The sequence below is a fragment of the Nocardia sp. NPDC046473 genome, from assembly GCF_040645995.1.
GTDB lineage: Bacteria > Actinomycetota > Actinomycetes > Mycobacteriales > Mycobacteriaceae > Nocardia.
The window spans coordinates 486,426-511,054 of the sequence record NZ_JBEYZJ010000005.1 but is presented as its reverse complement, the minus strand read 5'-3'; the positions used below and the strand labels follow the sequence as shown (position 1 = coordinate 511,054).

The window sequence follows — 24,629 nt, the reverse complement described above, 5'->3', positions numbered from 1 at the left end:
AGTTCGCATCACGTTTTCCCGCAATACCGCCCGCTCAGCGTGTGACGCTGAGGGCACTTGCTCGACCGCGAAAGAAGCGCAGCACAATGCCAGATAAATCCACCGTGCAGGCCCGGAAATCGGCCCTCGGCACCAATGTACATTTCCTCTATTTTTTCGGCGCGCTCGGCGGCATCCTGTTCGGCTACGACCTCGGTGTCATCTCCGGGGTGCTGTTGTTCATCAAGGACGCCTGGGAGCTGACCTCGGTGACCAAGGGCGTGATCGGCGGCTGCCTGGCCGCCGGCGCGATCATCGGCGCGGCCATCGCGGGCCGGATCACCGATCGGCTCGGCAGGCGGCGCACCATCATGATCGCCGCGGTGGTGTTCGGCATCGGCGCGCTGGGCTGCGCGGCGGCACCGAGTGTGACCGTGCTGGTGATCGCCCGATTCGTCACCGGGATCGCGGTCGGTTGTTCCTCCGCGACAGTGCCCACCTATCTGTCGGAGCTGGCGCCGACCAGGGCGCGGGGCGCGTTGTCGACTTTGAATCAATTGATGATCGTGTCCGGCATTCTCATCGCCTACATCGTCGACTGGGCGTTGTCCGGATCGGGGAACTGGCGCTTGATGTTCGGTCTCGCCGCGATTCCCGCCGTGGTGCTGTTCCTCGGCCTGACGGTACTGCCGGAGACCCCGCGCTGGCTGGTGAAGGCGGGCCGCGAGGACGAGGCGCGGGCCGTGCTGGCGGGCACCCATCGATCGAATGAGATCGACACCGAGCTCAACAGCATCCGCACGGTCAACCAGTTGGACGTGCAGCAGAAGGGCCGCCTGCGCGACCTGTGGGCGCCGTGGGCCAGGCCCGCATTGGTCGTCGCGCTCATTCTGGCAGTCGGCCAGCAGTTCTCCGGCGTGAACGCGGTAAACCTATATGCGCCAACGATGTTCACCGATCTCGGGTTCGGCAACTCGACCTCGCTGCTGGCAGCCATCGTGCTCGGCGTGGTGAAGGTGGCGTTCACCGCATGGGTGATCTTCGTGGTCGACCGGTGGGGTCGTAAACCGCTGTTGCTGCTCGGCAATGTTTGTATGGCGTTGTCGCTGTTCCTGCTCGGCGTCATCGTGCTCACCGTGGACAATCACACGGTCACCGGGCTGACGACACTGATCCTGCTCAACGTCTATCTGGCCGGTTACGAACTCGGCTGGGGTGCGGTGGTCTGGGTGATGATGGCGGAGGTCTTCCCGCTGCGCGTGCGTGGCGTCGGTATGGGCGTCGGCAGCGTGGTGCTGTGGAGTTCGACGTTCGCCATCACCTTCCTGTTCCCGGTGATGAACGACCATCTCGGCCTGGCCAAGTCGGCCTGGTGCTTCGCCGGTGTCAGCGTGGTGTTGTTCGTGCTGGTGCAGCGGTTCGTGCCGGAGACCAACGGGCGCAGCCTGGAGCAGATCGAGCTCGATCTGCGGGCCAGGGTCGGCGGGCGCGCCACGGAGCAGGCGTGATTCGGATGCAGACGGCCGAGATGTCCAGCGTTGTCTATGTATCCAATGCCGACAGCCGCGAGATCTCGGTGCTGCGGCTCGATGCCACCGGCGTGCTCACGCCGGTGGGGTCGGTCCCGGTGGACGGGACGGTGATGCCGTTGGCGATCAGCCCGGACCGCCGGTTTCTCTACGCCGGACTGCGCTCGGAACCGTTCTCGGTCACGGCTTTTGCCATCGACCCGGCGACAGGCCTGCCGACGCTGTTGTCCACCACGCCACTACCGGACAACATGGCTTACCTCGCCACCGACCGGTCCGGGCGATTCCTGTTCAGCGCCTCCTACGGCGGCGACAAGATCGCGATCAATCCGATCTCGTCGAGCGGCACGGTAGCGGCGCAATCGGACGAGGTCATCCGCACTGCGCCGCACGCGCATTCGATCGTCGCCGATCCGTCGAATCGCCATGTGTTCGTTGCGGTTCTCGGCGGGGACCACATTATGCAGTACCGGTTCGACGCCAGCTCGGGCAGGCTGCTGCCCAACCACCCCGCGGCCGTCGGGACCGAACTCGGTGCGGGACCACGACATATCGTCTTCCACCCGAGCGGCCGTGTCGCCTTCGCGACGAACGAGCTGGACGGAACACTCAGCAGCTACCTGTTCGATCCGCCGACCGGCACGCTCACGCCGATGTCCTCGATATCCGTACTGCCGGCAGGCTTTTCCGGTAGTCCATGGACCTCGGACGTGCACGTCACGCCCGACGGCCGCTATGTCTATGTGTCCGAACGGACTTCGGACACCCTGGTCGGATTCCGCGTCGACGGCGTGCCCGGCGCACTCGAGCTCCTCGGGCACACCGCCACCGAGACCCAGCCGCGCGGCTTCGCCATCGATCCGCACGGTCGCTTCCTGGTGGCGGCGGGCCAGAAGTCCAACGCGCTCACGAGCTACGCCATCGACCACGACACCGGTGCGCTCACGCCACTGCAGCGCGTCCCGGTCGGCCGCAATCCCAACTGGGTCGAGATCATCGACCTGCCCGCCGCATGACCCGCCACGTCGACGACGCCCGCCCGTGGCTGCGGGATTACCCGCATCATCGTCCCGAGGCGGGCAGGCTGGCAGCCATGGTCTCACTGGAACAGGTGCGCGGGTTCGTCATGGTCGCCGACGAGGGCAGCTTCCGCCGCGCGGCGGAGCGGCTCCGAATGACCCAGCCGCCACTGAGCAGGCAGATCCAGAAGCTCGAGCGCGATATCGGGGTCGAGCTTTTCGACCGCAGCCAGCGGCAGGCGCAGCTGACCCCGGCGGGCGAGGTGTTCCTGATCGAGGCGCGCAGGCTGCTCGCGCTCGCCGAGGGCGCGCCGGGCACCGCGCGGCTGGTCGCGGCGGGCGGCGCGGGCACGGTGCGGATCGGCTTCACCGCGGCGTCCGGGTTCGGCTTCCTCGGCCGGTTCCTCAATCACATCGAGCAGGGCCTGCCCGGTGTCGAGGTTGTGCTGCGCGAGATGGTGAGCTCGGATCAGTTCGAGAACCTGCGCAGTGGCAAGCTGGACCTGGCGCTGGCCCGGCCGCCGTTCGATCGCACCGAATTCGACTGTGAGCTGGTGCATTCCGAACGGCTCATGCTCGCACTGCCCGACGGGCACCGGCTCGCCGCCGACGGCCCGATCGCGGTCGAGGAGCTCGGCGGCGAGACGCTGCTGGTGTACGCGCCCGGTCCGGCCCGGTATTTCGCCGATCTGGTCGCGGGAATCCTTGCGGCCGTGCCCTATACGTCGACGCACGAGCTGACTCAGGTGCACACCATGCTGGCGCTGGTCGCCGCGGGCCGTGGCCTGGCGCTGGTGCCGGAGACGGCCAGTCACCTCCATCCCGACGGCGTGCGGTTCCGGCCGCTGAACGGCGTCGACGATCCGGTTGTCCTGTACGCGGTGTGGCGGCGCACCTGCGCGAACCCGGCATTGCCCCGGGTCGTGCGGCTGCTCGACTCGCTGCCACCCGCTCACTGAAAGGAAAGCAATGTCGCATCTATCCGCTGAAGAACTAGGGCCCGCGCTGGGCCAGGGGCTGCTGTCGTTCCCGGTCACGCATTTCGACGCGGACCTCGCGTTCGACGAGGCCGCGTATCGCAAACACATCGCCTGGCTGGCGCAATACGACGTCGCCGGGCTGTTCGCCGCGGGCGGCACCGGCGAGGGGTTCTCGCTGACACCGTCCGAGATCGATCAGGTGGTGCGTGCGGCGGTCTCCGAGACCGGCGGCCGGGTACCCGTGATCGCGCCCGCCACCGCGGGCACCGCGGCCGCCGTCGAGCAGGCCCGAGCGGCGGAAGTGGCTGGGGCCGAGGGCATTCTGTTGTTGCCGCCGTATCTGACCGAGGCAGGCCCGGAGGGTCTGATCGAGCATGTCGCCACGATCTGCGCGGCCACCTCACTCGGCGTCATCTTCTACAGCCGCGCCAACGCCACCTGCAACGACGTGACCTTGGCGCGGATGGCCGAGCGGTGCCCGAACCTGGTCGGCTTCAAAGACGGTGTCGGCAATATCGAGACGATGACCCGGATCTACGCGCGGCTCGGCGACCGGCTCACCTACATCGGCGGGCTGCCGACCGCGGAAACCTTCGCCCTTCCGTACACCGAAATGGGCGTCACCACTTACTCTTCCGCGATCTTCAACTTCATGCCCGAATTCGCGCTGGCGTTCTACCGCGCGGTGCGGGCGCGGGACAGGGACACCGTCTATAAGCACCTGCGCGAATTCGTGATCCCCTACCTCGACATCCGCGACCGGCGGCCCGGTTACGCGGTATCCATCATCAAGGCCGGGCTCACCGCGATCGGCCGTCCCGCCGGTCCGGTGCGGCCGCCGCTGACCAACCTCACCGACGAGGAACGCGCCGAACTCGGCACGCTGATCCGGACCCTCACCGGAGCGGACGCGGCATGACCGGCGCGGCAACGCTGGACACCATCACCGAAGTCACCATCTCCTCGGTCACGCTTCCCCTGCCGACCGGTATCAGCGACGCCAAAGTCCTGACCGGTCGACAGCAGCCGATGACCGAGGTGGCGATGCTGTTCGCCGAGATCACCGCCGCTTCCGGGTTGGTCGGCCTGGGCATCAGCTACTCGAAACGGGCAGGTGGCCCTGCGCAATTCGCGCACGCCCGTGAGCTCTCCCCCGTGCTGCTCGGCGAGGATCCCAGTGACATCGCCAAGATCTGGGACAAACTCATGTGGGCGGGTGCGTCGGTCGGCCGCAGCGGGCTCGCGGTGCAGGCGATCGCGGCCTTCGATATCGCGCTCTGGGACCTGAAGGCCAAACGTGCCGAGCTACCGTTGGCCAAACTGCTTGGTGCGCACCGGGATTCGGTCCGCTGCTACAACACCTCCGGCGGCTTCCTGCACGCGCCGATCGAGGAGGTGCTCGACCGGGCGACGGAGGCGCTGGCGGGCGGGATCGGCGGCATCAAACTCAAGGTGGGACATCCGGACAGCGCCGTCGACCTGGCGCGGGTCACGGCGGTGCGGGAAAAGCTCGGCGACCGGGTGCCGTTGATGGTCGACGCCAACCAGCAGTGGGATCGGGCGACCGCGCGCCGGATGTGCCGGGCGTTCGAGCCGTTCGGGTTGGTGTGGATCGAAGAACCCTTGGACGCCTACGATTTCGACGGCCACGCCCGGCTCACGTCGGCCTTCGACACCCCGATCGCGACCGGCGAGATGCTGACCAGCGCGGCCGAGCACGCCCAGCTCATCCGGGCGGGCGGGGCCGATATCGTGCAGCCCGACGCACCGCGGATCGGCGGTATCACCCCGTTCCTACAGGTGCTGGCCATGGCCGACCGCGAAAACCTGCAACTGGCCCCGCATTTCGTGATGGAGGTGCACGTCCACCTCGCCGCGTCGTACGCGCGGGAGCCGTGGGTCGAGCATTTCGAATGGTTCGATCCGCTATTCGACGAACGCCTGGAGATCGCCGACGGACGCATGCACCTGTCGGCGCGTCCCGGCCTCGGCGTCACGCTCAGCGACCGAGCCCGCGCCTGGACCGTCGCCGAATACTCTGCCCGCGCCTGACCTTTCGAAGGAATCATGGATACCGACCCGAACGATTTATCCCGAATCATCGACGCGGCAGCGGAATCCGCGACCGTGCTCGCCGACTCCACCCCGGCCGACCGCGCGGGATGGCTGTCACATACCGCGGACGCGATCGATGCTGCGGCCGATGAGCTCGTCCCGCTCGCCGCCGAGGAAACACACCTTCCGGAAAACCCGCGCCTGCGTGGCGAATTGGCGCGTACCACCTTTCAGCTGCGCCTGTTCGCCGAGGTGCTGGCCGATGGCGAGTTCCTGCGCGCCACCGTCGACCATGCCGACCCGCAGTGGCCGATGGGCCCGCGACCGGATATCCGCCGCAGCGTGGTGCCGATCGGTCCGACATTGGTGTTCGCCGCGAGCAACTTCCCGTTCGCGTTCAGCGTCGCGGGCGGCGACACCGCCGCCGCGCTGGCCGCAGGCTGCCCGGTCGTGCTCAAGGCGCACCCCGGGCATCCGCGGTTGTCCACGCGCACCGGAGCGATCGTCCGCGAAGCTCTGCTCGAGACGGGCGCACCGGACGGAATCTTCGAGGTCATCCACGGCATCGACGCAGGCACCACCGCACTGCGCCACCCTGTCATTGCCGCAGCGGCCTTCACCGGGTCGGTGCCAGGCGGGCGGGCCCTGTTCGACATCGCGACCGCACGTCCCCGGCCGATCCCGTTCTACGGCGAACTCGGCAGCGTCAACCCGGTCGTGGTCCTACCGGATGCCGTCCGCGCACGCAGCCGTCAGATCGTGGCGGGCTTCCTGGGCTCGTTCACCCTCGGCGCCGGACAGTTCTGCACCAAACCCGGCCTGCTACTGCTTCCTTCGGGCCATGGTCTCACCGACGCACTCCGCACGGCCGTGCGTGACACCCCCGGGCAACCGCTGCTCAATGACCGCATCGCCGACAGCTTCCGAACCCGAGTCACGAGCCTGCGCGAACATCGCTCAGTCACAGCGCTTTCCCTGCCTGATATCGAGGCCGACCTGCTGGCACCGACGCTGTTGACGGTGTCCGCCACCGACTTCCTTGCCGGGGGCGAACTGCTCCACCAGGAATGCTTCGGTCCCGCCGCACTGATCGTCGAATACGCGAATTCCGCTGAGCTACAAGCGCTTCTCGCAGCACTCGAACCCGGACTGACAGCCACGGTCTTCGCCGAGGACAGCGAGATCGAGGAGGTCCGCCCGCTACTTCCCGCGCTCACGGCGCTCGCAGGACGGCTGATCTGGAACGACTGGCCGACCGGCGTCACGGTCACCTGGGCCCAACAACACGGCGGCCCATACCCCGCCACCACCGCACCCACCACGACCTCGGTCGGCGCCGCCGCGATCGACCGGTTCCTGCGCCCCGTCGCCTGGCAGGGCTTCCCCGACAGCCTGCTCCCGCCCGCCCTACGCGAGGACAACCCGTGGCGCCTCCCCCGCCGCATCGACGGAAAGCGTGACTGACCATGTCTGCTGTCATCACTGACGTCCGCCTCACCCCGATCCTCATCGCCGACGCACCACTGCTCAATGTCGGTGGCGTACACCAGCCGTACACGCCGAGACTGATCGTGGAGATCGAAACCGACAGCGGCACGGTCGGCCTCGGCGAAACCTACGGCGACCACCAATACCTCTCCCGCGCAACGGAATTAGCGCAACAGCTGATCGGCATGCCGGCGTCCGCCGTCAATGCGATCCGCTTGCTCGGCGCGGGCGACACTCGCCTACTCGACGACAACCCGGTCGCTGGCGGCCTGCGCGGCACGCTGACCACCGACAAGGTCCGCCTCAGCGTGATCTCGGCCTTCGAGACCGCGGCACTCGACGCGTACGGCCGCGCGCTCGAACTGCCCGTGCACGCTTTGCTCGGCGGCAAGGTACGTGACCGCGTCGACTACTCCGGCTACCTGTTCTACAAGTGGGCCGAACACCCCGCGCCGGACGCTCCGACCGACGCATGGGGCGAGGCGCTCGACCCGGAGGGCGTCGTCCGGCTGGCCGAAAAGTTCAGCACCCACGGTGGATTCCACTCCTTCAAACTGAAGGGCGGCGTGTTCCCACCCGAGGAAGAGGTAGCCGCCATCACCGCACTGGCCAAGGCGTTCCCCGAACACCCACTACGCCTCGACCCCAACGGCGGCTGGTCCCTGGCCACCGCGACAACCGTCGCCGAACAACTCACCGGCATCGTGGAATACCTCGAAGACCCCACCGCCCGCGTCGACGACATGGCCGAACTGCACCGCCGCACCGGAATGCCCCTGGCCACCAACATGATCGTCACCGCCGTCGACGAGATCCGCCCCGCCTTCGACGCGAACGCAGTCCAGGTCGTGCTGTCCGACCACCACTTCTGGGGCGGCCTGCACGCCACCCGCGACCTCGCCGCGATCTGCCACGCCTACGGCAAGGGCATCTCGATGCACTCCAACACCCATCTCGGCATCAGCCTCGCCGCGATGACCCAGGTCGCCGCCACCGTCGCGCACCTCGACTACGCCTGCGACACCCACTACCCGTGGCAGGCCGAGGACGTCATCACCGCACCGTTCGCCTTCACCGACGGCGCCATCGAGGTCACCGACAGCCCCGGCCTCGGCGTCGAGCTCGACCGGGACGCGGTGGCGCGGCTACACGAACGCTGGCAGTCCATGCCCGCGTACCGCAATCGCGACGACGTCGCCGCCATGCGCGCGGCCGATCCCGAATATCGCCCACCCAATTCGCCGAAATACTGAACTCCTTGTGATCCGCATCCGTATTGATTGCGAAATGGTCATACGGCTATCTACTGTCGGGTCTTCGGCCCGACGGTTCAGTCGTGCTGGTCACGCAGCGTTGTGTGGCCGAGAGGAGCGGTAGATGGATCTCCAGGACGTCGTAGCGGCGGGCGTGCTCGAGCAGCGAGAGTTGCTCGAGCAAGGAGTCCTGTCTTCGCAAGAGTTGGTCGCCGCCACCTTGACCGGCATAGACGCGGCCGCGGATTTGAATGCGTTCACTCAGGTGCTACACGAGCAGGCCAGGGCCGAGGCCATCGAACGGGACCGCGAGCGTGCCGCAGGCGGCGTCGGCCCGCTGCACGGCATCCCGATCGCGATCAAGGACGAGATCGACGTCGCCGGTCTGGTCACCACCTTCGGCACCCGGGCCAACTCGACCCCGGCCGAGGCCGACGCCGAGGTCGTGCGCCGGTTGCGCGCCGCAGGCGCCGTCATCGTCGGCAAGACCACGATGCCGGAATTCGGACAGTGGCCGTTCACCGAGTCGAGCACCTACGGCGTGACCCGCAATCCCTGGGATCGGAACCACACGACCGGCGGTTCCAGCGGTGGCTCGGCGGCGGCGGTCGCGGCGGGCCTGGTTCCGGTCGCGATCGGCAGCGACGGCGGCGGCTCGATCCGGATTCCGTCGGCCTGCTGCGGACTGTTCGGCCTCAAACCGCAGCGCGGGCGGGTGCCGGTCGCGCCGGTCGAGCAACTCTGGTGGTCGCTCGGGGTCACCGGACCGTTGACCCGCGGCGTACTGGACTCCGCGATCGTGTACGACGTGATCCGCGGCAACACCCCCAACGACCGGTTCACCGCACCAGAGCCGGTGATGTCGTTCGAACAGGCCGCGCGGCAATCCGCTCCCGGCCTGCGCATCGGCTACAGCACGAAATCGCCCAACGCACTGGCGAAGCCGGATCCGGAGCACGTGCGCGCGGTGCACGACACCGCGAAACTGCTTGCCGACCTCGGCCATTCGGTGTTCGAGATAGACCCGAACTACCCGGAATCGCTGCAGGCCTTCTTCCCCCAGTTCTTCGGCGGCGTGCGCGACGAAGCCGACCACGTCGAGCATCCGGAACGCCTCGAACGCCGCACCCGCCAGACCATCACGATGGGCGCCTGGGCGCGGCGTCCGGTCGTCGAATGGGCCATCCGGCAGGGTGAGGCCTTGGCGCACAAGGTCGATCGGATCTTCGTCGACTGCGACCTGCTGCTCACCCCCACCCTCGCGGGCCGGCCGCCGCGCATCGGCGAGCTCGACGGCGTGAGCACCGTGCGCGCCCAGCTCCGGTCCATTCCGCTGGTGGCCTACACCACGCTGTGGAACGTGACCGGCCACCCGGCGGCGTCACTGCCCGCGGGCGTCGGCGCGGACGGCCTGCCGCTCGCGGTTCAGCTGATCGGCCCGAGCAACGGCGAAACGACCATCCTCACGGTGGCCGCGCAGCTGGAACAGGCTCGACCGCACGCTCGACCGGTGGTCTGAGACCAGGCGCGACGCTACAGTGGCCGATGTGAGCGAATTGGGCGATATCGCACCACGTTTCGTGGAGTTGGCGCACGGCATTGTCTGGTCCACCGTGTCGACGACCGATCCGGCGGGCCGCCCGCGCAGCCGCATCCTGCATCCGATCTGGCAGTGGGACGGGCAGGAGCTGACCGGATGGATCCTCACCGGCAAGACCCCGCCCAAAGTGGCACAGTTGGCCCATAGTCCTTATGCCGCATGCAATTACTGGGCGCCGACGCACGACACGTGCCTCGCGGAGTGCGCGGCCGAGTGGGTCGACGACCTCGAGACGAAGACCACGGTGTGGGAGCTGTTCCGGAGCACGCCGATGCCGCTCGGCTACGACCCCGGTGGCATCGGCATCCCCGGATGGCACGGGCCGGAGTCGCCCGGTGTCAACCTGCTGCGGCTGCGCCCGTGGCGGCTGCGCGTGCTGCCGGGCAAAGACTTCCTGCAGGGATTGCCCGCCACCTCTTGGCGCGCATAAACTACAGCAAGACCCCAGTTCGACGAAGATCATTCACAAATAAGGCGGATTTACGAACAAGATTCTGTACGGTCGAGGTATGCGTAAGAGTGATTCACCCGGCGGCTCGACCCCTCCCGTGTCGCCGATCCACCCGCCGGCCGGCGTACCGATCGATGATATCGACCGAATCCTGCTCGACCAGCTCGCGCGGGACGGCCGGATGACGAACAACGCGCTCGCCGCCGCGGCGGGCATCGCACCTTCTACCTGCCTCGGACGGGTACGCGCGCTGGTGGAGCGCGGCGTGATTCGCGGGTTCCACGCCGATATCGATCCGGCCGCGCTCGGCCGGAGCCTGCAGGCGATGATCGCGGTGCGGTTGCGTGCCAGCGCACGCCAGCACCTGGCCGAATTCGGCGAGCAGATGTCGGAATTCGAGGAGGTGCTCAACGTGTACTTCATCGCGGGCGCCGACGACTACCTGATCCACGTGGCCACCTCGCACACCGACGAGCTGCGCCGGTTCGTGCTGAACAACCTGAGCGAGCATCCGGCGGTCGCCTCGACCGAGACGATCCTCATCTTCGAGCACATGCGGCCGCGGACGAATCCCACTACGTGACAAAGGCGGCCGACCCACCGGGTCGGCCGCCTTTGCGAAACGTGTTACGCGGCCAGGCTTTCGGCCACGTAACCGTGCGCGGCCGCGACGGAAGCGGACAGCAGCACACCACCATGCGTACTGAGACCGTCCGCCAGGCCCTGGTCCTTCGCCACCGCCTCGCGCCAGCCGTGCTCGGCCAGCGAAACCACGTACGGCAGCGTGGCATTGGTGAGTGCGACGGTCGAGGTGTAAGGCACCGCGCCGGGCATGTTGGCGACGCAGTAGAACACCGACTCGTGCACCCGGTAGGTCGGGTCGGCGTGCGTGGTCGGCCGCGAATCCGCGAAGCAGCCGCCCTGGTCGATGGCGATATCGACCAGCACCGAACCCGGCTTCATCTGCGCGACAAGGTCATTGGAGACCAGCGTGGGCGCCTTCGCGCCGGGCACCAGCACCGCGCCGATCACCAGATCGGCCTCGCGCACGGCCTTTTCGACCTCGAGCCGGTTGGACATGATGGTGCGCACCTGGCCCTTGTACTGCGCGTCGATCTCGCGCAGGCGGGCGATGTTCAGGTCGAGCACAGTCACCTCGGCGCGCATGCCGTGCGCGATGGCGATCGAGTTGCCGCCGGCGACGCCCGCGCCGATCACGACCACATTGGCGGGCGGGGTGCCGGGCACGCCGCCCATCAGCACGCCGCGGCCGCCGCCGTTGCGCATCAGGTGGTAGGCGCCGGCCTGCGGGGCCAGCCGGCCCGCGACCTCGCTCATCGGGGCCAGCAGCGGCAGCGAGCCGTCGCGGCCGGTGACCGTCTCGTAGGCGATCGAGGTGATGCCGGAGCTCAGCAGCGCGTCCGTGCACTCCTTGGAGGCCGCGAGGTGCAGGTAGGTGAACAGCACCTGACCTTCGCGCATGCGTGAATACTCTTCGGCGACCGGCTCTTTCACCTTGAGCACCAGTTCGGCGGTGCCCCAGACCTCGTCGGCGGTGTTCAGCACCCGCGCGCCTGCGACGGTGTACGCCTCGTCCTCGAACGCCGAGCCACGACCGGCACCGGACTCGATGTACACCTCGTGCCCGCGCGACACGAGCTCGTGCACACCGGCCGGGGTAATCGCGACCCGGTACTCGTGGTTCTTGACCTCGCGGGGGACCCCGATCTTCACCTGCGCTCCTGAATGTCGATGGATGTCGATAGTCGATCCGCATAATATGGACCGTTACTGCTCAAAGTATGAAGATCATGCAAGATCAGGTCTATATCTATGAAGATAATTCTCATATATGGCCAAACGGTCGTCGAATACTCAGATTGAAGCCAGCGCGAGCACTCACGCCCGCAAGATCTTCGGTCAGCAGGGTCGCCGGTAACAAACCTCACAGTCGGTCAGCCGCGGATCATGCCTAAGATACAACTTGTGTCTAAGACGTATTCATCAGCTGAGCAGGCCTATCGCGAGGTCAAGGAACGCATCCTGACCGGCACATTGGCCGGTGGCGAGCTGATCAGCGAGGGCGAGATCGCCGCCGACCTCGGCACGTCGCGGACGCCGGTACGCGAGGCGTTCCTGCGGCTGGAGACCGAAGGGTGGATGAAGCTCTACCCGAAGCGAGGCGCGCTGGTGGTGCCGATACCGCCGGACGAGGCCGAGCACGTCGCCTACGCGCGCTATGTGGTCGAGGCGGCCGCGGTGCGCGCGCTGGCCTCGACCGATCGCACGGCGCTGACATCGCTGTTCCGTTCGTCGCTCGACCGGCAGCGTGAACTGGCCGCAGCCGGGGATCTCGACCAGTTCGCGCTGGTGGACACCGACTTCCATCGCTCGTACGTGATCGCGGCGGGAAATCCGCTGCTGGCCGCCTTCTACGACTCGCTGCGCGAGCGGCAGCGGCGGATGAACAGCGTCGCGCTGCGCCGCGGCCCGATCGACATCGACCGGATCATCGAGCAGCACGCCGACTTGGCCGGGCTGATCGAAGCGGGCGAGGTGGACCGCTTCAGCACCGCCTTGGCCGAGCACCTCGCCGGCGTGCACCAACTAGAGCTACGAGGACTGTGATGGCAACGCTGACCACCGCGGTCCGGTCCGCGCCCACCGAGGTCGCGTCGAAGGCGTGGTGGGGTGTCGCCGCCACGATGTTCGCAATCGCCTGGGGCGGCAACGAATTCACGCCCCTGCTGGTGATGTACAAGAACCACGGGCTGCCCGCCACCACGGTGGACCTGCTGCTGTTCTACTACGTCCTCGGCATCGTGCCCGCACTGTTGATCGGCGGACCGCTGTCGGATCGGTTCGGGCGTCGCGCGTTGCTGCGGCCCGCGCCGCTGATCAGCGCGGCGGGCTCGCTGCTGCTGGCGTTCGGGTCGGCGTCGGTGCCGGTGCTGTCGGCTGGACGGGTGCTGTGCGGGGGCGCGCTCGGGCTGGCGATGGCGGTGGGTAGCAGTTGGTTGAAGGAGCTCGCGCAACCGCCGTTCGGGCCCGCCTTGCCCGGCGGCACCGGGGCGCGACGCTCGGCGATGAGCCTTACCGGTGGTTTCGCGGTCGGCGCGGGATTCGCCGGGGTGCTTGCCCAGTGGGCGCCTTGGCCGAACACGCTCGCCTATCTGATCAATGTGACGCTATGCCTGGTCGCCGCGCTATGGGTGGCACGAGCGCCGGAAACAGTACTCCCCCAGGAGAATCCGGGACGGTTGATCGATGACCTGAAGGTGCCCGCGGCCGCGCACCGCCGATTCCGTTGTGTGGCACTGCCGGTCGCCTTGTGGTTGTTCACCTCCGCCGGAACCGCATACGCGATCATGCCGACGCTGATGGCGCCGCACATTCACGGCGCGCCGATCGCGTTCTCGGCGCTCGTCGGCGTCGTCACGCTGAGTTGCGGTTTCGCGATCCAGTCGGTCGCGCGGCGGATCGACAAACCGGGCACCGCCCGCGCGGCGGTCGTCTCGCTCGTCTTCGTCACCAGCGGAATGGTCACGGCGGCTTGGGCTTCCGGTGCGCTGACGCTCTGGGCAACGCTGGCGACGGCCGTCGTTCTCGGCGCGGGATACGGCATCGGGCTGGTCGCCGGGCTCCAGGAGATCGAACGGATCGCGCGCCCAGACGATCTGGCCGGACTGACCGCGGTGTTCTACTCGGTCAGCTACCTCGGCTTCGGCGTACCCGCCCTGCTGTCCTTCCTGCATCAGCAGGTGAACTTCGGCTACCCGGCCATGTTCGCCGTCGCGACCCTGGTCGCGGCGGGCAGCCTGGCACTGGTGATCCGGAACTATCGGGCCTGATCGGCTGCCGCCAAAATCAGTGGCGGCCCGCGAGCCGCCGTTGCTACGGTTGCTGCCGCGCTGGTAGAGCGCCTGACGAGCCAGGGCCGACGGCCCGAGGAAGAAAGAGTGTTTATGACCCGGACTGCGCCGAGCGCGCCTCACCGCGTGGCATCGAACCGTATCGGTTCGTCCACGCCCGCACAGCCCACAGCCGCTAAATAAGCTTCGAGGCGCGCTCGGCCTGCTCCTGCTGTTACTGCATTCAGCCCTCAGCAAAGGAGTAATCCGGGTGTCAGACAACACCTCTCACGGTCCGAGCGCAGCACTGCGCACCGACACCTTCACCTGCGTCCGCTGCGGTCTCGTCGTAGCGACGCTCGCCCCGGACAACAGTTGGCGCAACCACTGCCCGAGTTGCCTGAACTCACGGCACACCCACGACCACGTCGAGGGCGGCACCTCCGACTGCCGCGCCAGAATGGCGCCGCTGTCGATCGCCGTGCTGCGCACCGGCGAATGGGCCGTGGTACACCGCTGCACCCGTTGTCACGAGCTCGCGTTGCATCCAGTGTGTGGCGACGACAATCAGCTCATCCTGATGCGGATGGCGGTCCGGCCGCTGGCCGAACCACCGTTCCCGCTCGAAGTCTTCGGCGACCTGTAGGGGGTGCGACATGCCACGCAGAAAACCGGTGGGCCGCCGCCCACAACGCGCCAAGGACGTATTGCACGGTCGCGCAGGCGAATCCGGCGACGCGTTCCGCTGCATCGGGTGCCGGATGGACGTGCCGATCACCGCACCGGGCACCGCCCACCGCAACCACTGCCCGCACTGCCTGACCAGTCGGCACGTGGACCGAAGGGTCCCTGGCGACCGCGCCGAGCAGTGCCGCGGGCGGATGGAGGCGGTGAGCATGTCCGCGCGGGACAACGGCGAATGGCAGCTCGTGCACCAATGCCTGGCCTGTGGTTCCCTCAAGGCGAACCGGATAGCGGGCGACGACAACGCCCTCGCGTTGATGCGAATAGCGTTGCGTCCGTTGGCCGATCCGCGTATCGGGCATCGCGCACTGCTGGCGCTGTGAAGGTTGTCCGGTGTCTACCGCGTACCCGGTAGGCACCGGATCGCCACCGGCTCAGGAGAGTCCGGCAGGCTGCGTGTCGGCCTGGAGCGCGCGGCGCACGTGCGCGGCTTCCGCGTCCAGTGCGGCGGCCTGGAGGTAGGCGGCGGTGGTTTCGGCGAGCAGGGTGGTCCAGCGGGTGACGCGTTCGATGCGGTGGGCGAGTTCTCGTCCGGCCGCGGTATCGTCGCTCGCGGCGGCCGCCGCCTGTGTCGCGCGGAGCTTCTGCTCGGCGCGGAACTGGAGTTCGCGGCAGTGGTCGGGATCGAAGACTTCCGAGCGGATGTCGGCGGCTTCGGCCTCCAGTTCCGCGATGCGGGCCAGACGGGGATCGGACTGGTCGATCGTTTCATCCGGTGTCCAGTCCTCCTCGGTGGATTCCCATGGGAGGTCGAAGGTTTCGTCGTTCAACGCCTTCTGCTCGAGGAAGCGGCGGTGGTCTGCCTCAGCCCACTCCAGGTAGTCCCGATATTCCGCCATGTCGGTGTCGGTAATCGGGCGGTGCCGCGGATGTGCGGTCATCGATACCGCGATGCTGCCGTCCGCATACCGGAGATTCACGGTGACGACAGTGACCGGCCGTGGTTCGGCCCGCTCCTCGACCCGCGCCATCATCACCTCGTAACGATGCTCCTCCACCGCACTGTCACACGCCTGCTCGAACACCCCGCACGCGATCTCGTAATGCTGGCCCGCCGTACTACCCGTCAGCGGATGCGCCTCACCTAAGCGGGTCTCACCCGACTCGACGGTCGCGCCGTCATGAACGACCTCCCAGGTGTAGGACTCGCCGGGCTCGTCGGCGGACGTCCCCGACCGCGCCTCAGTGGTATCGCTGACATCGTGCACGGTCCGCTCCCATCTCCTGGAACACGGCGGGCGGCCTGAACTTTCACCAATGCCGTCGCGCCGGCGGTTTGCACGCCTATATTTCTCCATCCGAGCCCAGCACGCCAGCGGCAAATCTGGGGATCGTCGCGCGTTACGCTGCGACGGCGACCGCGTCCGCCAATACCGTGGCGATCGACTCGCCCGTACGCGCAGATCTCGGCCCGGAGTGTGAGTTCACTCACGAGGGACGGACAAGACCGCGACGATGTAGGTGACGGATCGGCCGTTCTGTATGCACCGATGCTGTTCGCGCTCAACGAATCCGAGCCGACGGACCAGTTGTCGACTCCGGAGGTTCCACGCTTGGATCGCCGCGCGCACCGGAGTCGATGGGTGATCTCGGCGGAGGTGGTCGAGCACGGCGGCGCCGAAGGCCATGCCATGACCTTTGCCGACCCACTTCGGATCCAGGCCTACGCCGAGGTCGAGCACGCCGGGGTCTTCGTCGAGACCAGGGACCCGCGCTTCCGGGCCGATGCAGAAGAATCCGACGATTCGGTCAGTGGCGCTGTCGACCACTGCCGAGTATCCCGCTGCGGCAGTGGGGAGGTCGTCGGTCGCACTGAGGTTATAGATATCCCATGGACCGTCGTACCGCCAGCAGGCTGCCTGGTGGGCGTCGCTGCGGGTCAGCGAACGCACCGTCAGACGATCGGGCCACCCAACATGCATTTCGCCATGGTCGCGCATTTACCCGTCGGGGTCGAAGCAATTTCGGTGCTCACGAAGATCGGCCAGGCGTTGGCGGCGGGAAGGCCAACTGGAAAACAGTGCCGCCGTTCGGAGCTGGTTCGGCGGTTGCGGTGGCGCCGTGGAGGTCGGCTACTTGTTTGACGATGGCCAGGCCCAGGCCGTGGCCGGGTTTCGTGCGGGCGGTGGTGGAGCGGTAGAAGCGGTCGAAGATGTGTGGGAGATCGGCGGGTGGGATGCCGGGGCCGTAGTCGCGGACTGTTAGGACGCTGCGGTGGAGGGTGATCCGGATAACGCCTTGGGGTGGGCTGAATTTGGCGGCGTTGTCGAGGAGGTTGGTGATGGCGCGGGTGAGGCGGGCCGGTGCGCCGTAGATGGTGGTGGGATCTAGCTCGGACTCGAATGTCATTGTGGGCCAATGGCGCTCGGCGGCACGCAGGCAGTCGACGACCAGGAGGTCGAGGCGTAAGTCTTCGAGGGACTCCGGGGCGGCGGATGGGTCGTCCGCACGAGCCAGGTCGATGAGATCGGTTACCAGGCCGGATAGTTCGTCGGACTGGGTGCGTAAGGCGGATGCGGTGGCGTCTAGTTGTTCGCCGCTCAGGCGAGAGGCTCGGCGGAGTAGGTCGATGTTGGTGCGGAGGGCGGTCAGTGGGGTGCGGAGTTCGTGGGAGGCGTCGGCGATCAGGCGGTGTTGGGCGGCGCGGGAGTCGCGTTCGGCGGTGAGCGCCTGGTCGAGTTCGTCGAGCATGGTGTTGAAACTGGTTGCCAGGCTTTGGAGTTCGTCGGGGCCGGTGATGGTGATGTGGTGGCGGGGGTTGCGGGTGTCGGCGATGCGTTCGGCGGCGATGGTCAGGGTGGTGACGGGTGCTACGGCTCGGCGGGCGACGATGAGGCCCACGGCGATGGCGAGCAGAGTGCCGGTTGCCGCTGCGGCGAGGAGGGCGTAGGCAACGCGGCGAAGGCTGGTGTCGACGGGATCGGCGCGCTGGGCGATCTGCACTGCGGTGCCGGAACGTAGTGGGGCGGTATACATCCGGAGTGGATAGCCGCCGAGGTTGATGTCGGTGAAGAACGCCGACCGGGTTCCGGCCGCCACGGCGGTGGTGGCGGAGTCGACGGGTAATGGCTGGTTCGGGTCGTGCTCGGACTCGATGCGGCCATCGGCGGCGACCACCTGGACGCAGCTCGGGGCGGTCAGGTATCGACAGGCCCCGGAGGCGGTCGCGACGTCGGCGTCCGTGGCGATGGTGCGGCTGATACGGGTGGCTTCCCGGCGCAGGCCGAGGTCGAGGGAGCTGTCGAGTTCGTGGGCGACCACGACGTAGGCGGCCAGACCCATACCCGCCAGCGCGAGCGCGATGGCGGCGACGCAGAAGAGCGCGATGCGGGCGCGCAGCGAACCGGGCAGCCTCACGGCGGGGCCAGCCGGTAGCCGATGCCGCGCAGGGTGTGGATGAGCCGGGGTTCGTTGTCGGCTTCGAGTTTGCGGCGCAGGTAGCGGATGTAGACCTCGAGCGAATTCGACGTCGAGCCGAGGCCGGCGCCCCAGACGCGTTCGATGAGCGTCTCGCGGGGCAGCGCCTGCCCCTCGTTGCGCAGCAGCACCTCGAGCAGCGCGAACTCGGTGCGACTGAGTTCGACGAGGCGGGTGCCGCGCCGGACCTCGTGAGCGTTGGTGTCCATCACGAGACCCGCGCAGGACAGGACCGCGCCGTCTTCGGGATAGGTCCGCCGGACCAGCGCACGCACCCTGGCGAGGAGTTCGTCCAGGTCGAACGGCTTGACCAGATAGTCGTCCGCGCCCGCGTCGAGTCCGTCGACTCGATCGGCGACCGCGTCGCGCGCGGTGAGCATCAGGATCGGCGTGCGGTCCCCGCGCGCCCGCAGCCGTCGGCAGGCCGTCAGTCCGTCCATGAACGGCATCAGCACATCCAGCAGCACCACCTCCGGCCGCCACCGCTCGATCTCGGCGAGCGCGGCGGCACCGTCGCCCGCGGCGCGGGTCTCGTAGCCCTCGCTGTCCATCGCGCGCACGAGTGCCTCGCGGACCGCGTCCTCGTCATCCACCACCAAAACGCGCATCTTTCGGATACTACGGACCGGATCCGCGCAGGCCCGGGACCCGGCGTCGTCTCATCGAACTCTCATCCAGCTCCGGAACCGTGCCCGGCATGAGACGTCGGAGCATCGAGCGAGGAATCGCCCTCACCACCGCGGTACTGATCGCGGGCCTGACCATCACGGCCTGCGACAGCGACACCGCGAGCACGCGACCGGAGCAGCGCGGCAACCACGTGCTGGTGCCGATCGGTGGCGGCCAGGCGGACGTGGACACGACCTCGCTGTCGATCACCGGTGTCACCGGCGACGGCACGCGCATCGCGATCTCCGACAGCGCGGTAGGTGGCCTCGGCGCGGCAGGCCCCATCCGGATCACCGGCGATCTAGCGACGTGGACGTATCCCGACAAGGGACTGACCGCCTCCGCCGACGCCGCCGACGGCCGGCTCCGGGTCGTCCTGCACAGCGACCGCGACGAGCGGCTGGCTTGGCCGGTGACCGGGACCGACCCTGCCACAACGGCACTGCAGATTCCGCGCGGCGAGGGCCTCTCGTTGCCGGTCACCGATCCGTTCTGGAACTCCCCCGACGCCGCACTCGTCGACAGTCCCATGGACCTCAGCTATGCACTCACCATGCCGTTCTGGGGCAACAGCATTGGCCGGCACGGCATCAGCTACATCACGCCGACCGACATCGGCACCACCTTGACCGTGACATCGATCGACGGGCGACTGCGGGCGCGGGCCGAACACGAATTCGACGCCAGGGCCGACACCCGCACCTACCAGGTGTCCTTCGCTCTCACCGATTCGTCTCCGGTCGCCGCTGCCAAGGACTATCGCGCGTGGCTGACCCAACACGGCCAGTTCCGATCACTGGCAGACAAGATCCGGCAGAATCCATCGATCACCAAGCTGCTCGGCGCTTTCCACGCATACCTCTGGGGCGACGGGCGATCACCGGATGCGATACGGCGGATGCGTGAGCTCGGGCTGAGCCGAATGTGGCTGGGCGATGGCGCCGGCGGCGATCCGATGTCGCGCGCGACCATCGACGCGGCCACACAGGCGGGATACCTTGCGGGACCCTACGATACGTACTACAACGCCCAAGACCCGGCAACCGCCGACAGTCCCGAGTCGATCTGGCCCGATGGGATGTGGCCGGCCGGCTGTGTCCGCGACGCGGCCGGGGCCCCGGCGGCCGGTTTCCACGATCGCGGCTGCTACCTCAGTTCCGAAGCGCTGGCGCAGAATCCGCGACTGCTCGATGACCGGTATACGAGCATGACCGCCAACGGCGCGAACACCTACTTCCTCGACGTCGACGCCTCGGGTGAATTCTTCGATGATTACAGTCCCGGCCATCCGATGAATCAGACGCGCGATCGCGACAACCGGCTCGCACGGATGCGGCGGCTCGCCGAGGACCGCAAGCAGGTGCTCGGCTCGGAATCCGCGGGCTCCTGGGCCAGCACGGTGGTCGCGTTCAGCCATGGCTCCCAGACTCCCGTCTCCGATCTGCTGTGGAAGTCCGAGCGCGACAAGGAAACCTGGGGCGCCTGGTCCCCGGAACGCGCCCCGAAGTTCTTCTTCCAGGCCGCCGAACTACCCGCCGCCGCGGCCAAGGCCATGTTCGACCCGGCCTACCGTGTCCCGCTGTACGAAACCGTCCTGCACGACTCGGTGATCAACCTCGACCGCTGGGAACTCCCGTACTACAAACTGCCGCACCAACAAACAATGCGCGCTTTGACCGCAATCCTGAACAACACCCCGCTGAACCTCGCCCTCGACCAGGATCAACTCGCCACCCACGGTCCCGAAATCGCCCGCCTGCAACAGTATTTCGCGCCACTACACGAAGCCGCAGGCACCGCACCGATGACCGACTTCCAATGGCTCACCGAAAACCACCTGGTACAGCGCAGCACCTTCGGCGATGGCAAGCTCACAGTCACCGCGAACTTCGGCACCCAAACCTACGGCGATCTGCCCGCAGGCTGCGTCGATGCGAAGCTCGCGAGCGACAACACCCCGCGGCGACTCTGCCCCGGAAAGTAGAACGAGGGACCCGATGCCCTGCGGCTCCGGGTCCTGGTCGTGTTGTCGGCTACGGGCCGACGGTCACGGTGATAGGAGTAGCCGCCGCTTCCGGGTACTTGTTCTGACGCATTTCGCCCGCATGGCAGCTAGCTGTTATGACACGCTGACCTGACCGGAGGCGCGAAAGAGTGACTTGCTTTGTCTGCCCGGGATAGACACGATCACGGCCGTCGCTATAGGTGATGAGGGGGTTGCGGTTCCCGGCGACCGGAAATGTGTCGTCGATGAACGCCCAGCAATTGAGAGCCGAAAACTCCGGGTTGGGGTTGACGACCGTCACATCTATGGTCAAGCCGAATCCGTCACCTCTGTCAGGGTTAGCCGTCGCGGTCAGCGTTGGCGGTAAAACCTGTCCCTGATCATCGGTCCGGATCGGTGCTGCGGTCGTAGCGGGTGCAACGAGCGCTGCTCCCAGGAGCAGCGCCATGACCCCGCCCATGCCAAAAAGAGCCCCGCGGCCCCACGTCTTGCTCATATTGTCTGCACTCCCCAATTATTCCCCGCTGCAGCCGAATACGTGCAGCCGCGATAATGGTATCCACATCAACAGGCTGTGCGCATCCCTTACCGGAGATCTGCCTGCGAGCCCAATTCGATTGCGGCAGAACCCACTTGCGCGATCCCGAGTGCTGACAACAGATAATTGCGTCGTGCTGACTTCGATATGAGCGACCCGGCTAGTGACGGCAAAAACGAGGGGACCCGGCGCCCCTCCGGCTCCGGGTCCCTCGTACCGACCGGGGTCGGTCAGGCAGGCGTGAATCGCGTCGGGAGGGACTCCAGTCCGCGGATCACGACGTTTGGCTTGTAGGGCGGGGTGTCGGTGAGCAGGTCGATGTCTTTGACCTTGCGCAGCAACACTTCCAGGAGCACCTCCATCTCCAGCAGGGCCAGTGGCGCGCCCAGGCAGTAGTGGATGCCGAGGCTGAAGCCGAGGTGCTTCTTGGCCGGGTTCTTCGGATCGGAGTAGCGGGCGACGTCGACTCGATCGGAGTCGACATAGGCGGCGTCGTCGCGGTTGGCCGAATTGATCAGCACCACAACGCCTTCACCAGTTTCGAAGTCGTGCCCCGCCACGGTGATCGGCCGGGTAGCCGCCCGGGTGGTGATCTGCACCGACGGCTCCAGCCGAAGCAGCTCGTCCGGCGCGGCGGCACACAGTTCGGGACGCGCACGCAGCGCGGCGATCTGGTCCGGATTACGCATCAGCTGCAGCATGCCGGTGCCGACCAGGTTCGCCGTCGTCTCGTGGCCGGCCACGAAGGTGGTGATGCAGGTGGCAAGCAGCTCCTGCTCGGTGAGCACATCACCGCGATCCTCGACCTGCGACAGCACGCTGAGCAGGTCGTCCTTCGGGTCCTTGCGCCGCTCGTTGAGCAGTTCGCGGAAGTAGCCCATGAAGCCGCGCGAACCGGCGCTGCGCGCCTGCAACGCTTCCTCGGGCAGCGTGTAGTCGTGATCGAACCCGCGCGCCAGGTCCTGCGACCACTGGTGCACCTGGCCGTAGGCCTCCTTCGGCACACCGATCAGCTCGCAGGCGATGATCAGCGGCAGCGGGTAGGCGATGAACTCGATGAGATCGAATTCGCCTGCCTCTAGCGCCTTGTCGACGAGCTGCTCGGTGAGCTCCTCGATGCGCGGCCGCAGCCTGGTCACCATACGCGGGGTGAAGCCCTTGGTCACCAGGTTGCGCAGCCGGGTGTGGTCCGGCGGCTCCATCCAGAGGAACGAGGTGGGCAGTTCCTCGGGCGCGTCCTCCGGCGATACCGTGGGATGCATCATCGCGGCCTCTTCCGCGTGACTCCACGCGGTCGTCGAGAGCACGGCGACGCAGTCGTCGTAACGGGTCAGCAGGCGATGACCGAGTGGGGTCTGGTGCACCCGGCCGGCCTCACGCAAGACGCGGGCAGGGGTGTACGGGTCGGCTCTGCCTTCAGGGCCGAACAAGTGGGCGATCGCGGTCTGTACGGAATCCTGTTCCGCGACAGCCGTGCTCGCGTGCGACGAGTCCATGTCGAGTTGGTCCCTCCTGTGCGGTGCACCGGCGAGCTGCCGGTGCTGCCGGTCGTTCGGAATGCTCAGCGTTCGAAATGGGTAGGGAGGTGCGGGCCCGCGACGCTGCGGGCCGTCACCTCGGCGGCTCGGTGGGGATAGGCGTACGGTCGGCGGACGGTTGTGCGCCGAGGTCGGCAACGGCGGCGGCTCCACTGTGGCCGCGCAGCAGGATTCGGCTCGCGACGCGCGGATGCAGCAGTGCGGTCGGCGGTTCGACGAGGTTGGCCACGCGCATGAAGGTCCGCGCGACCAAGGGATCGACATGCGCGGCCCGGTGGACGCGCGCGACGTAGGCGTTGGTGAGGCGGGTCCGCGGCGTGCGCGGGCCGAGCACGCCGGGATGGCTGAGGTCCGCGCCCGCCGCGAGCTGCCAGGCGACATCTACGACTTTGCCTGCGGCGGAATAGAACCGGTCGGGCAGGTCGGCATCGGTACCGCCGCTCAAGCAGTCACGCAGCGCTAGGGCCTGCTGTGCGGCCACCGCCATCCCCTGGGCGTACAGCGGGTTGAAGCTGCACAGCGCGTCGCCGAGCACCAGAAAGCCTTGCGGCGCGGCGTCGAGCCGCTCGAACCGGCGGCGCACCGGCGACCGGAATCGGTGCGGCACAGCATCTCCGAGCGGTTCGGAGGTGGTCACGATCTCGTGGATGTCCGGTGCCGAGATTGTGTTCGCGAAAGCCACGAAACCGACGGGATCGGTCGGCGGATGGTCGCCGAGCATCCCGGCCAGGGTGACGTGCCAGCGGTCGCCCTCGACCCGAATCGACCCGCCACCACGCCCGTTCGCACCGGTCGAGATGATCACCGACGAGTGGCCGGCCAATTGTCCCGGCATGCGCCGGAACATCCGGGACGCGTACCCGAGGTCGACCTCGAGCTGATCCTCCCCCGGTGCCTGCGCGCCGAGTGCGGTGAGCCACACGGGCGCCCGCGATCCCCGGCCGGTCGCGTCGACCACTAGATCGGCCGGGTACGCCTGCGTGCCGTACTCACCGGACACAGACACCGCATGCACCCGCTGGGCGTCGCCGATCAGTCCGCGAGCGACCCCCGCACACAAGCGAACCCCCGGCGCGGCCAAGGTCCGTTGCCGCAGCACCGATTCCATCAGTGGCCGGGTCGCCATCACCGAGGTGAGTCCCGTCGAGGTCGGCACGACCCGCAATCCGCCGACATACCAGCGGGTTCCGACGAGTGCCTCGGCCGTGGTCGCGCCGCGCTCGGCCATCTCGGAGGTGAACCCCGGATACAGCTGTTCGATGATGGTGCGACCGCGATCGAGCAGCCCGTGCAGATGCCGCGCCTGCGGCACCCCGCGCCGCACATCGGCACCTTCGACGTTGTCCCGCTCGAAGATGGTGACCTGCGCGAAATGATCGGAAAGTACTCGCGCCGCTAGCAATCCGGCAATCCCCGCACCGAGCACGACCGCGTGCTGCGACCCCGTCACGACTTCACTGCGCCGACGCTCGATTCCGCTGTCCCGAAAAGTGAACTGAATGCTCGGTTCACT

Annotated in this window: 23 protein-coding genes; 15 read left to right on the top strand and 8 right to left on the bottom strand. The window is 67.5% G+C overall.

Annotated features, from left to right (window positions below; genetic code table 11):
- Positions 1–86 precede the first annotated feature (86 nt).
- From ABZ942_RS20340 to ABZ942_RS20295, 10 genes are all read left to right on the top strand, one after another.
- Positions 87–1,487: a sugar porter family MFS transporter gene (locus ABZ942_RS20340; protein WP_357384116.1), complete on the top strand. Its 1,401-nt coding sequence runs from the start codon at positions 87–89 to the stop codon at positions 1,485–1,487.
- A gap of 5 nt (positions 1,488–1,492) precedes the next feature.
- Entirely contained in the window at positions 1,493–2,524 is a 1,032-nt protein-coding gene (locus ABZ942_RS20335) for a beta-propeller fold lactonase family protein (RefSeq protein WP_357384569.1), read from the top strand.
- Entirely contained in the window at positions 2,521–3,486 is a 966-nt protein-coding gene (locus ABZ942_RS20330) for a LysR family transcriptional regulator (protein ID WP_357384114.1), read from the top strand. Before ABZ942_RS20335 ends, ABZ942_RS20330 begins: the two co-directional genes overlap by 4 nt.
- A gap of 10 nt (positions 3,487–3,496) precedes the next feature.
- The gene (kdgD, locus tag ABZ942_RS20325) at positions 3,497–4,426 is read left to right on the top strand and encodes a 5-dehydro-4-deoxyglucarate dehydratase (RefSeq protein WP_357384112.1); all 930 of its coding nucleotides are present in this window, start codon (positions 3,497–3,499) and stop codon (positions 4,424–4,426) included.
- Positions 4,423–5,559, top strand: coding sequence for a mandelate racemase/muconate lactonizing enzyme family protein (locus tag ABZ942_RS20320; RefSeq protein WP_357384110.1), 1,137 nt, complete (start codon positions 4,423–4,425; stop codon positions 5,557–5,559). The genes kdgD and ABZ942_RS20320 overlap by 4 nt, the downstream gene beginning before the upstream one ends.
- Before the next feature lie 15 nt (positions 5,560–5,574).
- The gene (locus ABZ942_RS20315; RefSeq protein WP_357384108.1) at positions 5,575–7,026 is read left to right on the top strand and encodes an aldehyde dehydrogenase (NADP(+)); all 1,452 of its coding nucleotides are present in this window, start codon (positions 5,575–5,577) and stop codon (positions 7,024–7,026) included.
- A complete protein-coding gene (locus tag ABZ942_RS20310; RefSeq protein ID WP_357384567.1) occupies positions 7,023–8,303 on the top strand; it encodes a glucarate dehydratase family protein in 1,281 nt (426 codons plus the stop codon). The genes ABZ942_RS20315 and ABZ942_RS20310 overlap by 4 nt, the downstream gene beginning before the upstream one ends.
- A gap of 124 nt (positions 8,304–8,427) precedes the next feature.
- The gene (locus ABZ942_RS20305) at positions 8,428–9,822 is read left to right on the top strand and encodes an amidase (RefSeq protein WP_357384106.1); all 1,395 of its coding nucleotides are present in this window, start codon (positions 8,428–8,430) and stop codon (positions 9,820–9,822) included.
- A 28-nt stretch (positions 9,823–9,850) separates the two neighbouring features.
- Complete coding sequence (locus ABZ942_RS20300; RefSeq protein WP_357384104.1) at positions 9,851–10,333, top strand: pyridoxamine 5'-phosphate oxidase family protein; 483 nt, start codon at positions 9,851–9,853, stop codon at positions 10,331–10,333.
- A gap of 79 nt (positions 10,334–10,412) precedes the next feature.
- Complete coding sequence (locus ABZ942_RS20295) at positions 10,413–10,937, top strand: Lrp/AsnC family transcriptional regulator (RefSeq protein ID WP_357384102.1); 525 nt, start codon at positions 10,413–10,415, stop codon at positions 10,935–10,937.
- A 44-nt stretch (positions 10,938–10,981) separates the two neighbouring features.
- Here ABZ942_RS20295 and ald read toward each other — a convergent pair whose 3' ends face one another.
- Positions 10,982–12,088 carry an alanine dehydrogenase gene (gene ald, locus ABZ942_RS20290; RefSeq protein ID WP_357384101.1) on the bottom strand — a complete coding sequence of 369 codons (1,107 nt, stop codon included), beginning with the start codon at positions 12,086–12,088 and terminating at the stop codon, positions 10,982–10,984.
- A gap of 252 nt (positions 12,089–12,340) precedes the next feature.
- On the opposite strand from ald, the gene ABZ942_RS20285 reads away from it, so the two are divergent.
- The 4 genes from ABZ942_RS20285 (at position 12,341) to ABZ942_RS20270 (ending at position 15,272) form a co-directional block, all read left to right on the top strand.
- Entirely contained in the window at positions 12,341–12,982 is a 642-nt protein-coding gene (locus ABZ942_RS20285; RefSeq protein ID WP_357384099.1) for a GntR family transcriptional regulator, read from the top strand.
- Entirely contained in the window at positions 12,982–14,205 is a 1,224-nt protein-coding gene (locus tag ABZ942_RS20280; RefSeq protein WP_357384097.1) for an MFS transporter, read from the top strand. Before ABZ942_RS20285 ends, ABZ942_RS20280 begins: the two co-directional genes overlap by 1 nt.
- A 271-nt stretch (positions 14,206–14,476) precedes the next feature.
- Positions 14,477–14,851 (top strand): RNHCP domain-containing protein, encoded by a 375-nt coding sequence (locus ABZ942_RS20275; protein ID WP_357384095.1) that lies wholly within the window; start codon positions 14,477–14,479, stop codon positions 14,849–14,851.
- A gap of 10 nt (positions 14,852–14,861) precedes the next feature.
- Entirely contained in the window at positions 14,862–15,272 is a 411-nt protein-coding gene (locus tag ABZ942_RS20270) for an RNHCP domain-containing protein (protein WP_357384093.1), read from the top strand.
- A gap of 51 nt (positions 15,273–15,323) precedes the next feature.
- Here the strand turns inward: ABZ942_RS20270 and ABZ942_RS20265 are convergent, their stop codons facing one another.
- The 4 genes from ABZ942_RS20265 to ABZ942_RS20250 form a co-directional block, all read right to left on the bottom strand.
- The gene (locus ABZ942_RS20265) at positions 15,324–16,157 is read right to left on the bottom strand and encodes a hypothetical protein (RefSeq protein WP_357384091.1); all 834 of its coding nucleotides are present in this window, start codon (positions 16,155–16,157) and stop codon (positions 15,324–15,326) included.
- Positions 16,158–16,373: 216 nt separating this feature from the next.
- Complete coding sequence (locus ABZ942_RS20260) at positions 16,374–16,841, bottom strand: GNAT family N-acetyltransferase (RefSeq protein ID WP_357384089.1); 468 nt, start codon at positions 16,839–16,841, stop codon at positions 16,374–16,376.
- Between the two features lie 79 nt (positions 16,842–16,920).
- Entirely contained in the window at positions 16,921–18,306 is a 1,386-nt protein-coding gene (locus ABZ942_RS20255) for a HAMP domain-containing sensor histidine kinase (protein WP_357384087.1), read from the bottom strand.
- Positions 18,303–18,974: a response regulator transcription factor gene (locus ABZ942_RS20250; RefSeq protein ID WP_357384085.1), complete on the bottom strand. Its 672-nt coding sequence runs from the start codon at positions 18,972–18,974 to the stop codon at positions 18,303–18,305. The genes ABZ942_RS20255 and ABZ942_RS20250 overlap by 4 nt, the downstream gene beginning before the upstream one ends.
- 89 nt (positions 18,975–19,063) lie before the next feature.
- Here ABZ942_RS20250 and ABZ942_RS20245 point away from each other — a divergent pair, with 89 nt between their 5' ends.
- Complete coding sequence (locus ABZ942_RS20245; RefSeq protein WP_357384083.1) at positions 19,064–21,019, top strand: glycoside hydrolase; 1,956 nt, start codon at positions 19,064–19,066, stop codon at positions 21,017–21,019.
- Positions 21,020–21,068: 49 nt separating this feature from the next.
- Here the strand turns inward: ABZ942_RS20245 and ABZ942_RS20240 are convergent, their stop codons facing one another.
- The 3 genes from ABZ942_RS20240 to ABZ942_RS20230 all read right to left on the bottom strand — a co-directional run bounded on the left by ABZ942_RS20240 (position 21,069) and on the right by ABZ942_RS20230 (position 24,566).
- The gene (locus tag ABZ942_RS20240) at positions 21,069–21,536 is read right to left on the bottom strand and encodes a hypothetical protein (protein WP_357384081.1); all 468 of its coding nucleotides are present in this window, start codon (positions 21,534–21,536) and stop codon (positions 21,069–21,071) included.
- Positions 21,537–21,808: 272 nt separating this feature from the next.
- A complete protein-coding gene (locus ABZ942_RS20235) occupies positions 21,809–23,074 on the bottom strand; it encodes a cytochrome P450 (RefSeq protein ID WP_357384079.1) in 1,266 nt (421 codons plus the stop codon).
- 115 nt (positions 23,075–23,189) lie between these two features.
- The gene (locus ABZ942_RS20230) at positions 23,190–24,566 is read right to left on the bottom strand and encodes an FAD-dependent monooxygenase (RefSeq protein ID WP_357384077.1); all 1,377 of its coding nucleotides are present in this window, start codon (positions 24,564–24,566) and stop codon (positions 23,190–23,192) included.
- Between the last annotated feature and the right edge of the window lie 63 nt (positions 24,567–24,629).